General features: G+C 72.0%; 11 protein-coding genes. 5 read left to right on the top strand and 6 right to left on the bottom strand.

The window, feature by feature from the left end:
* Positions 1–121: 121 nt before the first annotated feature.
* The 3 genes from ACWD5D_RS23445 to ACWD5D_RS23435 all read right to left on the bottom strand — a co-directional run bounded on the left by ACWD5D_RS23445 (position 122) and on the right by ACWD5D_RS23435 (position 4,043).
* The gene (locus ACWD5D_RS23445; RefSeq protein ID WP_451374687.1) at positions 122–1,342 is read right to left on the bottom strand and encodes a cytochrome P450 family protein; all 1,221 of its coding nucleotides are present in this window, start codon (positions 1,340–1,342) and stop codon (positions 122–124) included.
* Between the two features lie 368 nt (positions 1,343–1,710).
* Positions 1,711–2,409, bottom strand: a complete 699-nt coding sequence (locus ACWD5D_RS23440) for a response regulator (RefSeq protein WP_451374686.1) — start codon at positions 2,407–2,409, stop codon at positions 1,711–1,713.
* Positions 2,406–4,043, bottom strand: coding sequence for a sensor histidine kinase (locus ACWD5D_RS23435; protein WP_451374685.1), 1,638 nt, complete (start codon positions 4,041–4,043; stop codon positions 2,406–2,408). Before ACWD5D_RS23435 ends, ACWD5D_RS23440 begins: the two co-directional genes overlap by 4 nt.
* A gap of 125 nt (positions 4,044–4,168) precedes the next feature.
* Between ACWD5D_RS23435 and ACWD5D_RS23430 the strand changes: the two genes are divergently transcribed.
* From ACWD5D_RS23430 to ACWD5D_RS23410, 5 genes are all read left to right on the top strand, one after another.
* Positions 4,169–5,560, top strand: coding sequence for a cation:dicarboxylate symporter family transporter (locus ACWD5D_RS23430; RefSeq protein ID WP_451374684.1), 1,392 nt, complete (start codon positions 4,169–4,171; stop codon positions 5,558–5,560).
* A gap of 113 nt (positions 5,561–5,673) precedes the next feature.
* Positions 5,674–6,438 carry a DUF2127 domain-containing protein gene (locus ACWD5D_RS23425; RefSeq protein ID WP_451374683.1) on the top strand — a complete coding sequence of 255 codons (765 nt, stop codon included), beginning with the start codon at positions 5,674–5,676 and terminating at the stop codon, positions 6,436–6,438.
* 79 nt (positions 6,439–6,517) lie between these two features.
* The gene (locus ACWD5D_RS23420) at positions 6,518–6,982 is read left to right on the top strand and encodes a MerR family transcriptional regulator (protein WP_451374682.1); all 465 of its coding nucleotides are present in this window, start codon (positions 6,518–6,520) and stop codon (positions 6,980–6,982) included.
* 14 nt (positions 6,983–6,996) lie between these two features.
* Positions 6,997–7,311 carry a thioredoxin gene (gene trxA, locus ACWD5D_RS23415; RefSeq protein WP_451374818.1) on the top strand — a complete coding sequence of 105 codons (315 nt, stop codon included), beginning with the start codon at positions 6,997–6,999 and terminating at the stop codon, positions 7,309–7,311.
* Between the two features lie 169 nt (positions 7,312–7,480).
* Complete coding sequence (locus ACWD5D_RS23410) at positions 7,481–9,754, top strand: HelD family protein (RefSeq protein ID WP_451374681.1); 2,274 nt, start codon at positions 7,481–7,483, stop codon at positions 9,752–9,754.
* A 94-nt stretch (positions 9,755–9,848) separates the two neighbouring features.
* Here ACWD5D_RS23410 and glgB read toward each other — a convergent pair whose 3' ends face one another.
* The 3 genes from glgB to ACWD5D_RS23395 all read right to left on the bottom strand — a co-directional run.
* A complete protein-coding gene (gene glgB / locus ACWD5D_RS23405) occupies positions 9,849–12,401 on the bottom strand; it encodes a 1,4-alpha-glucan branching enzyme (protein ID WP_451374680.1) in 2,553 nt (850 codons plus the stop codon).
* Complete coding sequence (locus ACWD5D_RS23400; protein ID WP_451374679.1) at positions 12,398–13,816, bottom strand: maltokinase N-terminal cap-like domain-containing protein; 1,419 nt, start codon at positions 13,814–13,816, stop codon at positions 12,398–12,400. Before ACWD5D_RS23400 ends, glgB begins: the two co-directional genes overlap by 4 nt.
* Positions 13,817–13,909: 93 nt before the next feature.
* On the bottom strand, positions 13,910–14,451 hold a 542-nt coding region (locus tag ACWD5D_RS23395), incomplete at its 5' end, for an alpha-glucosidase C-terminal domain-containing protein (RefSeq protein ID WP_451374678.1).

Genomic DNA, 14,451 nt, shown 5'->3' with positions numbered 1-14,451 from the left:
GAGATCACACATCGTAGATTCGTACGTCTCGACCCCGCCGGCGGCCGTGGCACCCGGTGTCATCACCGGCGTCGGATGGATCACCCATGCGCCGACCGCCCGCCGGACCGGGATACGGCGGTCACCGCAGCCGTACGGGGATCTCCCGCCAGCCGGTCGCGATGAAGGACGGCACCTGACGGAGTTCCTCGGAGGAGAGGCCGAGGCTCAGGCCGGGGAAACGCTCGAAGAGCGCGGGCAGGACCGTACGGGCCTCCATCCGCGCGAGCGGGGCGCCGATGCAGCGGTGGACGCCGACGCCGAACGCCAGGTGGTCGTCCGTGGCGCGAGCCGCGTCGAACACGGCGGCGTCCTCGCCGTACCGCTCCGGGTCCCAGCCCGCCGCGCCGAACGTGGTGATGATGGCGTCCCCGGCCGGAATCGTGACACCCGCGACCTCCAGCTCCGTCACCGCGAACCGCAGGGGCATCTGGGCCAGCGGCGGGTGGGTCCGCAGCGTCTCCTCGATCACCGCGTCCCAGGTGATCTCGCCCGCGCGGACCTTGGCGAGCTGCTCCGGGTCACGCAGCAGGGCCACGACCGCGTTGCCGATCAGGTTCACCGTCGTCTCGAAGCCGGCGCCGATGACCAGCGTCAGGGCGTTCATCAGCTCCTCCTCGCTGAGCCGGCCGCCCTCCTCGTCCCGGGCCCGGAGCAGTTCGGTGGTCAGATCGTCGCCGGGGTGCTCGGTGCGGTGTTCGACCAGCGCCTTCCCCAGGGCCAGACGATTCTCCGCGATGAACGCCGCGTGCTCCGCGGTGGCGACCGGGGCGATGATCGCGTACATCAGCCGACGGGTCGGCTCCATCAGGAACTCGGGGACACCGACCAGCTCGCATATCACCCGCATCGGCAGCGGATAGGCGAGCTCCTCGATCAGATCGACGGTCTCGGCGTCCTGGGCCGCCAGTTCGTCCAGGAGTTCGGTGACGATCGCCCCGACCCGGGGGCGCAGCGCCTCGGTGCGGCGGTTGGTGAAGCTGGGGGCGATCAGGCCGCGCAGCCGGGCCCGGTAGGTGCCGTAGGTCGCGAGCATGTGGTCGATGGCGGACCATGTGCGCACCCAGCCCCAGGCGGGGTGCTCGTCGAAGCGCGACCAGAGGTTCCAGTGCAGCCGGGCGTCCCGGCTGACGTTCGGGTCGAGGATCAGCCGGCGAAGGGTGTCGTAACCGGTGGGCGCCCAGGCGGGGATGCCACCGGGCAGTTCCACGGGGACGATCGGACCGAGGGCGCGCAGCCGGGCCGTCTCGGCGGGGATGTCGGCGCCGAAGGGGTCGATGACGACGCGGTCGATCGTGGTCACTGCGGATCTCCAGACTGTTCGCGGCAAACCGGGCGGGAGCGGACGCGCGGACGACGAACGGACCGGGAGGGGGAAAACGGTGGCCCGGACGGGAGGTGGCGGCCGGGACGGAAAGCTGTGGCAGGCGTGGGGAACGGGGGTCGTGACCGGTCCGGGGACCGTGGCCGGGGCGTCGCGCTCGCCAGCCAGTACACATCGCGCTCGCGCGGCAGCCCACAGTGAACGCACAGGCTCTGCCCGAACCGCCCCCGGGGCTGCACGCTGGGGCGGCGGAAGGGTTTCTCCGATCGACGCGGGGCGGTCGTGGCGGTGGGCGGCGCTTCTGAAGGCGCCCCGCCGTCGTGTCGGGGGCCGGACGGCACTCCCCGTCAGCGGCCCGACGGCGCCCCCCGCACCCACCGGTACACCAACTCCGGCCTTCCCACCTGCCCGTACAGCGGACTCCGCCCGGCCCTGCCCGCGTCCACCAGGTGCTCCAGATACCGGCGGGCGGTGATCCGAGAGATCCCGACCGCCTCCGCGACCCCGGCCGCGGTGAGCCCCGCCGGCGCCTTCCTCAGCGCCACCGTCACCCGCTCCAGCGTCGGCCCGCTCAGCCCCTTCGGGAGAGCCGCGGGCGAGGGTGCCCGCAGGACGGCGAGGGCCCGGTCCACCTCGTCCTGGCCGCTGGCCTCTCCCGCCGCCGCGTGGAACTCGGCGTACCGCACCAGCCGGTCCCGCAGGGTCGCGAAGGTGAAGGGCTTGAGCACGTACTGGACGACGCCCAGGGAGACCCCCTCGCGGACGACGGCGAGGTCGCGCGCCGAGGTCACCGCTATCACGTCGGCGTGATGCCCGGCCGCCCGCAGCGACCGCGCGAACTGGAGGCCGTGCACGTCCGGCAGATGCAGGTCCAGCAGCAGGAGGTCCACCGCCGTACGGTCCAGGATCCGCCGCGCCTCCGCGCCGGTGTGCGCCTTGCCGACCGCGACGAACCCGGGCACCCGCCCGACGTACATCACGTGCGCGTCGGCGGCCACCGGGTCGTCCTCCACCACGAGGACCCGGATCGGCCGGGGGTCCGTCATGCGTCCCCTCCCCGGGCCGGGGAGTGCCCGGCCGTCGTGCGCAACGGCAACCGCACCTCGAACACCGCGCCACCCTCCTCCGACTCCGCCACCGCCAACGTACCGCCGAGCAGGGTGACCGCCTGGCGGACCAGGGCGAGCCCCAGACCCCGTCCGCCCGGTCCGGCCGGCTTCGTCGAGAACCCCCGCTGGAACACCAGGTCCGCGTGGGCGGGGTCGACACCGGGTCCGGTGTCCGCCACCCGCAGCACCAGCTCGGTGTCCGAGGCGTACGCCGTCACGGTCACCCGGGCCCGCGCGCTTCCCAGCGCGGCGTCGACCGCGTTGTCGATCAGGTTGCCGAGGATCGTCACCAGGTCCCGGGCCGCGAGGCCCGGCGGGAGCACGCCGTCGTCCAGCCGGCTGTCCGGCGACATCACCAGCTCGACGCCCCGCTCGTTGGCCTGTGCCGTCTTGCCCAGCAGCAGCGCGGCCAGCACCGGCTCGCCCACCGCCGCCACCACCTGGTCGGTGAGCGCCTGCGCCAGCTCAAGTTCCGCCGTCGCGAACTCCACCGCCTCCGCGGCCCGGCCCAGCTCGATCAGCGAGACCACCGTGTGCAGCCGGTTGGCCGCCTCGTGCGCCTGGGAGCGCAGGGCCTGCGTGAAACCCCGCTCGGAGTCCAACTCGCCCATCAGCGACTGGAGTTCGGTCACATCGCGCAGGGTGGCCACCGTGCCCCGGCGCTCGCCGCCCGACACCGGCGAGGTGTTGACCACCAGCACGCGCGACGCGGTCAGATGCACCTCGTCCACGCGCGGCAGGGACGACAGCAGCGCACCCGTCAGCGGTGCCGGCAGGCCCAGGTCGGCGACCGAGCGCCCGACCACGTCCTCGTCGGGGCCCACGCCCAGCAGCTCCCGCCCGCCGTCGTTGATCAGCGCCACCCGGTACTGCCCGTCCAGCATCAGCAGCCCCTCGCGCACCGCGTGCAGCGCCGCCTGGTGGTAGTCGTGCATCCGGCTCAGCTCGGACGCGTTCATGCCGTGGGTGTGCCGGCGCAGCCGCGCGTTGATCACGTAGGTGCCGACCGCGCCCAGCAGCAGCGTCCCGCCGGCCACCCCGAGCAGGGCCGTGACCTGGTCCTGGACCCGTGCGCTGATCGCCTCCACCTTGATGCCGGCGCTGACCAGGGCGACGATCCGGCCGTTCTCCTCCACCGGGGTCACCGCGCGCACGGACGGGCCGAGGGTGCCGGTGTACGTCTCGGTGAAGGTGTGGCCGTGCTGGGCGGGGCCGATACGGCCGAGGAAGCGCTTGCCGATCTGCTCGCGGTCGGGGTGGGTCCAGCGGATGCCCTGCGGAGTCATGATCGTCACGAAGTCGACGTCCGCGTCCCGCATGACCTGGAGCGCGTACGGCTCCAGCTCGGCCGAGGGGTCGGAGGTGTGCAGCGCCGAGCGTACCGAGGGGGCGTCCGCGATGGACCGGGCCACCGCGACGACCTGGCGGACCGCCGCGTCCTCGGCCTGCCGCTGGTCGCTGACGTAGGTGAACAGCGCGTACCCGGCCACCACCATCGCTATCAGCACGGCCTGCATGGCGAACAGCTGGCCCGCCAGGCTGCGGGGTCGGGGCGGATACGGGAAGCGCATGTCAGCAGTGTGCCCCCCGGGTTAAGCATGAACTAAATGAACGGAAGGGTGACCGCCCTCACAGTCCGGGAGATAGTCACGGCATCCCCCACAACCCCCGGGCGTGAGCCGCACTCCGGCGGGTGATGCCGACGAAGACGTCAAGGAGGGCAGCCGTGGCCGCCACTTCCCCCGATACGGCCCCAGCCGCACCCGCCGTGAAGCGGGACCGTACCCACTATCTGTACATAGCCGTGATCGTGGCGGTCGCGCTCGGTATCGCGGTGGGCCTGATCTGGCCCGACGCCGGGGTCGAGCTGAAGCCGCTGGGCACCGGCTTCGTGAACCTGATCAAGATGATGATCTCGCCGATCATCTTCTGCACGATCGTGCTCGGCATCGGATCCGTCCGCAAGGCCGCGAAGGTCGGCGCGGTGGGCGGTATCGCGCTCGGCTACTTCCTCGTGATGTCGCTGGTCGCCCTCGGCATCGGCCTGGTCGTCGGCAACGTGCTGCACCCGGGCGACGGGCTGCACCTCACGAACGCCCTGAAGGCGACCGGGCACGAGCAGGTGTCCCCCGACGCGCTGCCGCCGGTCGACTTCGTCCTGTCGATCATCCCGACGACCTTCGTGTCCGCCTTCACCGAGGGCCAGGTTCTGCAGACCCTGCTGATCGCGCTGCTCGCCGGGTTCGCGCTCCAGGCGATGGGGTCGGCCGGGCAGCCGGTGCTGCGCGGCATCGAGCACATCCAGCGGCTGGTCTTCCGCATCCTGTCCATGGTCATGTGGGCCGCGCCGATCGGCGCGTTCGGCGCCATCGCGGCGGTCGTGGGCTCCGCCGGTCTGGACGCGCTGAAGAGCCTCGCCGTGCTGATGCTCGGCTTCTACGTCACCTGCGTGCTGTTCGTCTTCGTCGTGCTGGGCGCGCTGCTGCGGATCGTGACCGGGCTGAACATCTTCTCGCTGTTCAAGTACCTCGGCCGCGAGTTCCTGCTGATCCTGTCGACGTCTTCGTCCGAGTCGGCGCTGCCGCGGCTCATCGCGAAGATGGAGCACCTGGGCGTCAGCCGGGCCGTCGTCGGCATCACCGTGCCGACGGGCTACTCCTTCAACCTCGACGGCACGATGATCTACATGACCATGGCGTCGCTGTACATCGCCGACGCGCTCGGTACGCCGATGTCCGTGGGCGAGCAGATCCCGCTGCTGCTCTTCCTGCTGCTGGCGTCCAAGGGGGCCGCGGGGGTCAGCGGTGCCGGTCTGGCGACGCTCGCGGGCGGTCTCCAGTCGCACAAGCCCGCGCTCGTCGACGGGGTCGGGCTGATCGTCGGCATCGACCGGTTCATGAGCGAGGCGCGTGCGCTGACGAACTTCGCGGGCAACTCCGTCGCCACGGTGCTGATCGGTACGTGGACGAAGGAGATCGACCGGGATCGGGTCAAGCGGGTACTGGCCGGCGAGGTGCCGTTCGACGAGACGACGCTGCTGGACGAGGAAGGGGCGACCGGGGCGCCCAAGGAGCTCGCGGCCGCGTAGTTCGGCCTCGCTCCCATCGGCCGGCGTGCCGTTCCGGGTCGACCGGAACGGCACGCTCGTGTGTGGCGTCAGTACGTGTGACGAGTCAGTACGGGTAAGCGGAGGCACGGGGGATGACGATCGACTGGGACCGGCGGCACTGCGCGCGCAAAGGGCACGTGACCTACGCGCCCGACGATCCGAGACTGCGGGTACGGCTGCACGCCCAGACCGCGCTCGGCGACGTGTGGCGCTGCCTGCGCTGCGGCGACTTCGTGCTCGGCGAGCCGTACGGCTCGGGACCGGCCGCCGACGCGCCGCTGGTGCCGCGCGGCAAGGTGCTGCGGGACCTGTTCATCCTGCGCTTCCTGGCGATCGAGCGGGCCGTGCGCGGCGTGTTCATCGTGCTGGTCGCGGTCGCGGTGTGGAAGTTCAGCAACAGCCAGGACGCGGTGCGCCGCCTCTTCGACGAATACCTCGACGTATTCCGCCCGGTCTTCAGGCACTTCCACTACGACCTCGACCACTCACCGGTCGTCGGCTCCCTCCAGAAGGCCTTCGGTTACCGGCACTCCACGCTGCTCATCGTGGCGGGCCTGCTGCTGGCCTACGCGCTGATCGAACTCGTCGAGGCGGTCGGCCTCTGGTACGCCAAGCGATGGGCGGAGTATTTGACCGTCGTCGCCACCGCCGCTTTTCTCCCGCTCGAGATCTACGAACTCACCGAGCACATCAGCTGGCTGAAGATCACCACTCTTGTCCTCAATGTCCTCGCCGTTCTCTACATCGCCCTCACCAAACGCCTCTTCGGCCTGCGCGGCGGTCGCCGGGCCTTCGACGAGGAGCGGCACAGCGCCTCCCTGATGGAGGTGGAGGAGTCGGCGGGCGTGCCCGTCTGACCGCGCTTCCCGCCCGCCGCGGGGCGGATGGAAAACGCCGCTTGCCCTGACGCCGACGTCAACGCCTACCGTCGTACCCATGCGAATCGGCGAGCTGGCCGCACGGGCCGGGACCACCACCCGCACCCTGCGCTACTACGAGGCGCGGGGACTGCTGCCCGCCCGGCGCGACGACAAGGGACACCGCACGTACGACGAGGGCGACGTCCGGCTGCTCGAACAGATCCGGACGCTGCGGGACTTCGGGTTCGACCTGGAGGAGACGCGGCCGTTCGTGGAGTGCCTGCGCGCCGGGCACCCGGAGGGCGACTCCTGTCCGGCCTCGCTCGACGTCTACCGGCGCAAGCTGGACGAGCTGGACGCGCTCGTCGAGCAGCTCCGGCAGGTGCGGGAGACCGTCGCGGGGCGGCTGGTGCGGGCCATGGGGGTCCCCCCGCTCGAGCGAAGCCGAGAGTGGGGGACGGCCCGGGACGAGCTGGCCGCCGAGGCGCTGGTTCCGGGGGGCCCGGAACCCCTGTGCGAGCTGGGAGGGCTGACACGGTGAGCTTGGTGAGCGGACTGGCCGAGGTGACGGACGCGGACTTCGAGGCGGAGGTGATCGGCTCGGACCTCCCGGTCCTGGTGCAGTTCACGGCGGACTGGTGCGGGCCGTGCCGGCAGCTGGCGCCGGTACTGAAGGACATCGCCTTCGAGGAGGGCGACCGATTGAAGGTCGTCCAGCTGGACGTGGACCGCAATCCGGGGACGACGGTCTCCTACGGTGTGCTGTCCACTCCGACCCTGATGGTCTTCCGGGACGGTGAGCCGGTGCGGTCGATGGTGGGCGCGCGGCCCAAGCGCCGGCTGCTGGAGGAGCTGGCCGACGTGCTGTAAAGCGGATCCGCCCACGAAAAAATCCCCTGAGCAATTGCGCTCGGGGGATTTCGCTGCGTATATTCGGTGGTTCGCGACTTCAATTCGATGCGGTCGCGGAGAAGTTCACTGAGCAGAGTATATCCGGGCGGGAGCGGAATTGTCAAACACCGAATTTCCAGACGATGAATTGCGCCACGAGCAGGAATTCATCGACGGACTGTACGCGCGCGTCGACGTGCTGCGTGGCGAGGCCGAGACCTCGGTCGCGGACGCGCTCGCCCAGGGCGACAAGCCCATGCAGGCCCGACTGGAGCGGGACATCCTGGTCGCCGAGCGCTCGGGGCTGCTCGCCGCGCTGAACGCCGTCGACGGCTCGCTCTGCTTCGGCCGGATCGACCTTTCCCCCACTCTCGGCTCCGCTCGAGCGGGGGGACCCCCATCGGCTGCCGTCCACCACATCGGCCGGATCGGGCTGCGCGAGGACGACGCCGAACGCACCCCGCTCCTCGTCGACTGGCGGGCCGACGTCGCCCGCCCCTTCTACCTGGCCACCGGCCACACCCCGATGGGCCTGCGCCGCCGCCGGCACATCACCACCCATGACCGGACCGTCACCTCCCTGCACGACGAGATCCTCGACCTCGGCGACGCGACCCGCACCGGGTACGAGGACCCGAGCGGCGACGCCGTCCTGCTCGCCGCGCTGAACTCGGCCCGCACCGGCCGCATGAGCGACATCGTGCAGACCATCCAGGCCGAGCAGGACGAGATCATCCGGGCCCCGCACCGCGGCGTGCTCGTCGTGGAGGGCGGCCCCGGCACCGGCAAGACGGCGGTGGCCCTGCACCGGGCCGCCTACCTCCTCTACGAACACCGGGAGCTGCTGGCCCGCCGGGCCGTGCTCATCGTCGGACCCAACCCGGCCTTCCTCGGCTACATCGGCGAGGTGCTGCCCTCGCTCGGCGAGACCGGTGTGCTGCTGGCCACGGTCGGCGAGCTGTTCCCCGGCGTGAAGGCGACGGCGACCGACAGCCGGGAGGCGGCCGCGGTGAAGGGCCGCGCCGACATGGCGGACGTGCTCGCCGAGGTCGTGGGCGACTGGCAGTCGCTGCCCGATCCGGTGATCGCGATCGAGCACGACCGCGAGATCCTGATGCTCGACGACGGACTGGTGAAGGTGGCCCGCGAGCGCGCCCGCGCCGCCCGGCTGCCGCACAACGCGGCCCGGGAGCACTTCGAGGGCCACATCCTCAACACGCTCACCGAGCTGTACGCCGAGCGCGTGGGCACCGACCCGTACGACGGCGGCAGCCTGCTGGACCCCGCCGACGTCACCCAGATCCGCGACGAGCTCGCCGAGAACCCCGAGGTCTGGGCCGCCATCGACCAGTTGTGGCCCCGTCTGACGCCCGAGCGCCTGGTCGCGGACTTCCTCGCCGACCCCGTCGGCTACGTATCCGACGACGACGTGGCCGCCATCCGCCGCCCGGTGACGCGGCAGTGGACCGTGGCGGACGTGCCGCTGCTGGACGAGGCGGCCGAACTGCTCGGCGTGGACGAGCGGGCGGCACGCGCGCGGGCGGAGCAGGAGCGGGAGACCCAGGTCGCCTACGCGCAGGGCGTGCTCGACGTCTCGTACGCCTCCCGGACCTACGAGTTCGAGGACAAGGAGGACGGTGACCCGGACGCCTCCGAGGTGCTCTCCGCCCACGACATCATCGACGCCGAGCGGTTCGCCGAGCGGCAGGAGGAGGCGGACCACCGCAGCGCCGCCGAGCGGGCCGCGGCCGACCGCACCTGGGCCTTCGGCCACATCATCGTGGACGAGGCGCAGGAGCTGTCGCCGATGGCCTGGCGGCTGCTGATGCGGCGCAGCCCCACCCGCTCGATGACACTCGTCGGAGATCCGGCGCAGACGGCGGAGGCGGCGGGCGTCGGCTCGTGGTCGGAGATCCTCCGGCCGTACGTCGAGGACCGCTGGGAGCACACGCGCCTCGGCGTCAACTACCGCACGCCGGCGGAGATCATGGACCTCGCGGCAGCCGTCGTCCGTGCCGAGAACCCCGACTTCGAACCGCCGAGCTCGGTGCGTTCGACCGGGGTACGGCCCTGGGTGCGGGACGCGGGCGACGACCTGCCCGGCGCGGTCGCCGAGGCGGTCCGGGAACTGACCCCCGCCGAGGGCCGGCTCGCGGTCATCGCCCCGCGCCACCTGCACCGCGGGCTGGCCGCGGAGCTGGACGGGGTGACGGCGGACGCGGAGCCGGACCTGACCCGGACCGTCGTCCTCCTCGACCCCCGCCAGTCCAAGGGCCTGGAGTTCGACTCTGTCCTGGTCGTCGAACCGGCCCGCTACGGCACCAGCGACCTGTACGTGGCCCTGACCCGCGCCACCCAGCGCCTCGGGGTCCTGCACACGGGAACGCTGCCGCGCGGGCTGGCCGACACACCGGCGGAGTGACACCGGCCGCCGGATGAACCAGCCTCCTGGTGAGGGGGCGAAGGGGCGGAGCCCCTGGGGACGGGAAGGGCTTGGACGGCAGGGGCGAGAACCCCTAGGCCGGCCTCAGCCACACGGTCGCCAGGGGCGGCAGGGTCAGCCGGATGCTCGCGGGGCGGCCGTGGGCGCCTTGTGGCTCCGGCTTGACCGGGTGAGGGTGGACGACGTCGCTGCCGCCGTACTTCGCCGTGTCGGTGTTCAGCACCTCCAGCCAGGCCGGGACGTCGTCGGGGACGCCGACGCGGTAGTCGTGGCGGACCACCGGAGCCAGGTGGGAGACGGCCAGCAGGGGGTTCCCGTCGGCGTCGTGGCGGAGGAACGCGAACACGTTGTCGTCCGCCGCGTCGCCGGCGATCCACTGGAAGCCCGCCGGGTCGGTGTCGCGCTGCCACAGCGCCCGGGTCGAGCGGTACAGCGCGTTCAGGTCCCGTACGAGATCCCGCACACCCCGGTGGTCGGCCTCGGCGCCGTAGGACGGATCGAGCAGCCACCAGTCCGGGCCGTGCGCCTCGGACCATTCCGCGCCTTGGGCGAACTCCTGCCCCATGAAGAGGAGTTGCTTGCCGGGGTGCGCCCACATGAAGCCCAGGTAGGCGCGGAGCGCCGCGCGCTGCTGCCACCAGTCGCCGGGCATCTTCGAGACGAGGGACCGCTTGCCGTGCACGACCTCGTCGTGGGAGATGGGCAGGACGTAGTTCTCGCTGTACGCGTACACCATCGAGAACGTCATCTCGTGGTGGTGGTATTTGCGGTGCACGGGATCGTGCTGCATGTACTCCAGCGAGTCGTGCATCCAGCCCATGTTCCACTTCAGCCCGAAACCCAGCCCGCCGAAGCCGCTCGGGCCCCTGTGGTGCGTGGGCCGGGTGACCCCGTCCCAGGCGGTAGACTCCTCGGCGACCGTCACCACCCCCGGGCAGCGCCGGTAGACGGTGGCGTTCATCTCCTGCAGGAACGCCACCGCGTCCAGGTTCTCCCGGCCGCCGTGCTCGTTCGGCGTCCACTGGCCCGGCTCGCGCGAGTAGTCGAGGTAGAGCATGGAGGCGACGGCGTCCACCCGCAGCCCGTCGATGTGGAACTCCTCGCACCAGTACACGGCGTTGGCCACCAGGAAGTTGCGCACCTCGCGGCGCCCGAAGTCGAACTCCAGCGTGCCCCAGTCCGGGTGGGCCGCCCGCAGCGGATCGTGGTGCTCGTACAGCGGGCGCCCGTCGAACTCGGCCAGCGCCCACTCGTCCCGCGGGAAGTGCGCCGGCACCCAGTCCATCAGGACGCCGATGCCGGCCTGGTGCAGCCTGTCCACCAGGTACCGGAAGTCGTCCGGGGTGCCGAGCCGGGCCGTGGGGGCGTAGAAACCGGTGACCTGGTAACCCCAGGAGCCGCCGAAGGGATGCTCGGCGACCGGCATCAGCTCCACGTGCGTGAAACCCATGTCGGTGACGTACGCGGGGAGTTGCTCCGCCAGTTGGCGGTAGGTCAGACCGGGGCGCCAGGACGGCAGATGCACCTCGTACACCGAGAAGGGCGCCTCGTGAACGGGCGGATCGCCCCGGCGGGCCATCCACCGCGCGTCGCCCCACTCGTACTCCGAGTCGTCCACGACGGAGGACGTGGCGGGAGGGACCTCCGTACGGCGGGCCAGCGGGTCGGCGCGCAGGGTGCGGGAGCCGTCCGCGCGGGTGATCTCGAACTTGTACAGCTCGCCCGCGCCGATGCCGGGCACGAACAGCTCCCACACCCCGGAGGAGCCGAGCGAGCGCATCGGGAACCCGGACGCGTCCCAGAAGTTGAAGCTCCCCGCGACCCGCACACCCCGGGCGTTCGGCGCCCACACCGCGAACCGGGTACCGGTCACGCCCTGATGGGTCATGACGCGCGACCCCAGCGCCTGCCACAGCTGCTCGTGCCGGCCCTCACCGATCAGGTGCAGGTCCAGCTCGCCGAGCGCGGGCAGGAAACGGTAGGCGTCCTCGGTCTCGTGGACGGTGCCGTCGTACGTCACGAGCAGCCGGTGGGCGGGGACCTCGGTGAGCGGGAGCAGCCCGGAGAAGAAGCCGTCCCCGTCGTCGTGCAGCTGTGCCGTGAGGTCCCCGGAGACCACGGTGACCGCCTGCGCGTACGGCCTGAGGACCCGGAAGGCGACCCCACCGGGGACCGGGTGCGCGCCCAGCACGGCATGGGGGTCGTGGTGGGTGCCGTTCAGCAGCCGCTCCCGGTCGACGGCGTCGACGGCGGGGGAGACGGCGACGGGCAGCGGGTACTCGGGCGCGGAGGACGCGGCCCCGCTCCTGCCGGACCGCTTCTTCGCGGAGGCCGGCTTCTTCGCGGGTACGGGCTTCTCGGCTTCGGCCGCCTTCTGCGCGGGCACGGGCTTCTTCGAGGCGGCGGGCTTGTGATCGGGTGTCGCCTTCTTCGAGGCGGCGGGCTTGCGATCGGGTGTCGCCTTCTTCGAGGCGGCCGTCTTCTGTACGGGCACCGGCTTCTTCGAGGCGCCCGGCTTGCGGTCGGGCGCCGCCTTCTTGGAGGGCGTCGGCTTCGGCTGCTTCGGCACGGCCGCGTTCTCGGGGGTGGCCGAACTCTTGGAGGTGGCGGGCTTCTTTGACGTCACGGACGAGTCTCCCGGGCGGGTCGGGTCGGGTCGGACGTGGCGAGGCGGCGGACGGCCGCGAGGGGGACGGGGAGCCAGTCGGGGCGGTGCCGGGCCTCGTAGACGACCTCGTAGATCGCCTTGTCGGTCTCGAAGGCCCGCAGCAGCACCGGGTCGGTGCGCGGGTCCCGGCCGCTGACCTCGGCGTACCCGGAACAGTAGGCGGCCCGGCAGGCGCGGGCCCAGTCCGGTGCGGGCGGGGTCGCCGAGCGGGCCGCGTAGTCGAAGGAGCGGAGCATCCCGGCGACGTCCCGGGCCGGCGGTTGGGGCATGCGCCGCTCGGCCGGCGGCCGGGCCGGCTCGCCCTCGAAGTCGATCAGCGACCACTGTCCCGACGGCGAGCGCAGGCACTGGCCGAGATGCAGATCGCCGTGGACACGCTGGGCGGTCCACGTACGGCCCTCGTCGGCGAGCCGGCCCAGCGCCTCGAAGGCGGACCGCAGCCCCGGCTCGTGGGGGCGCAGCGCCGGCACCGCCTGGGCGGCCGCCGTGAGCCGCTCGGTCATGCCGTCCGCGAGCGGCCCCAGCTGGGCGTGGCCCAGGGTGACCGTGGGCAGGGCGCGGGCGAGGGCGGTGTGCACCTCGGCGGTGGCCCGGCCGAGCGCCCGCGCCTCTGCCGTGAAGTCCTCGCCCTTGGCCAGCTTGTCCAGTGCCAGCTCCCAGCCGTCGTCCGCGCCGCTCACGAACGGCTGGAGCACGGCCAGCACGTACGCCTCGCCGTCCAGCTCGGCACGGAGCCAGGCCGTCGGCGCGGGCACCCGCGCGCAGCCCTCGCGGGCCAGCGCGAGCGGTAGCTCCAGGTCGGGATTGACGCCGGGCACGACCCGGCGCAGCAGCTTCAGGATGAACGTATCTCCATAGACGACCGACGAGTTGGACTGTTCGCCGGTCATCAGCCGGGCCACGAGTCCCTCCCGGATCTCCTGGCGCGGGTCCCCTTCGAAACGGAGCCCGCCGACGCGGGCCCGGGTGCGCAGGGCCTCCAGGAGCACCTCGGCGGGCCGGGAGTCGTGCAGCGCCTCGTACACCGTGCGGCCGGCGAGCGGGCCCTCGGTGACATGGCCGATCAGCGCGGGCGCCAGCCGGGGCGGCAGCGCCTCGCGCACGCCTATCAGCAGCTGGTAGCAGTCCCCGGGATGCGGCGCGGCGCCCGGCACGGACGGCTGGTGGACGCGCAGCAACAGGTGGAGGAGGCCCAGGCGGCCCTCGGCGGGCAGCAGTTCGGTGACGGCCACGGGTGTGAACCCGGTGACCGGGCGGCCCTTGCCGGCGAACCAGCGCTGTCTCGGCAGCCACTGGCGCAACAGGGGATCGAGCGAGGCGAGAAGGTGTGCGGTCGTGCTGGAGGTGTCGGACGGGTTGACCGCTTCCGCCATGGGCGTCACGTCCCTTCCCCGGATCGTCGGGGTGTTACTGATGCGTGCCCCGGGTGGGGCGGCGGAAACCGCCGGCCGCCCCACCCGGCCGCACTAGGAGGCGTCCCGGCGCAGCCGGAACCAGTAGAAGCCGTGCCCCGCCAGGGTCAGCAGGTACGGCAGCTCGCCGATCGCCGGGAACCGCACCCCGCCGAACAGCTCGACCGGATGCCGTCCGCCGAACCGCCTCAGGTCCAGCTCCGTGGGCTGCGCGAACCGCGAGAAGTTGTGCACGCACAGCACCACGTCATCCTCGCCGCCCTCGCCGCCCTCGGAAAGGGGGGCCTCCCGCAGGAAGGCGAGGACCGCCGGGTTGGAGGACGGCAGTTCGGTGTAGGACCCCAGTCCGAAGGCGGGGTTCTGCTTGCGGATCTCGATCATGCGGCGCGTCCAGTGCAGCAGCGACGACGGCGAGGACATGGACGCCTCGACGTTGGTGACCTGGTAGCCGTAGACCGGGTCCATGATCGTCGGCAGGAACAGCCGTCCGGGATCGCTGGACGAGAAGCCGGCGTTGCGGTCGGGGGTCCACTGCATGGGGGTGCGGACGGCGTCGCGGTCGCCGAGCCAGATGTTGTCGCCCATGCCGATCTCGT

The sequence above is a fragment of the Streptomyces sp. NPDC002520 genome (assembly GCF_053595235.1).
This window is presented reverse-complemented; position numbering and strand designations above follow the sequence as displayed.

Coding starts and splice junctions, on each gene's coding strand:
- ACWD5D_RS23440 (WP_451374686.1), bottom strand. CDS start 2,409: ATGACGGACCCCCGGCCGATCCGGGTCCTCGTGGTGGAGGACGACCCG.
- ACWD5D_RS23400 (WP_451374679.1), bottom strand. CDS start 13,816: ATGGCGGAAGCGGTCAACCCGTCCGACACCTCCAGCACGACCGCACAC.
- ACWD5D_RS23425 (WP_451374683.1), top strand. CDS start 5,674: ATGACGATCGACTGGGACCGGCGGCACTGCGCGCGCAAAGGGCACGTG.
- ACWD5D_RS23430 (WP_451374684.1), top strand. CDS start 4,169: ATGCCGACGAAGACGTCAAGGAGGGCAGCCGTGGCCGCCACTTCCCCC.
- ACWD5D_RS23420 (WP_451374682.1), top strand. CDS start 6,518: ATGCGAATCGGCGAGCTGGCCGCACGGGCCGGGACCACCACCCGCACC.
- ACWD5D_RS23435 (WP_451374685.1), bottom strand. CDS start 4,043: ATGCGCTTCCCGTATCCGCCCCGACCCCGCAGCCTGGCGGGCCAGCTG.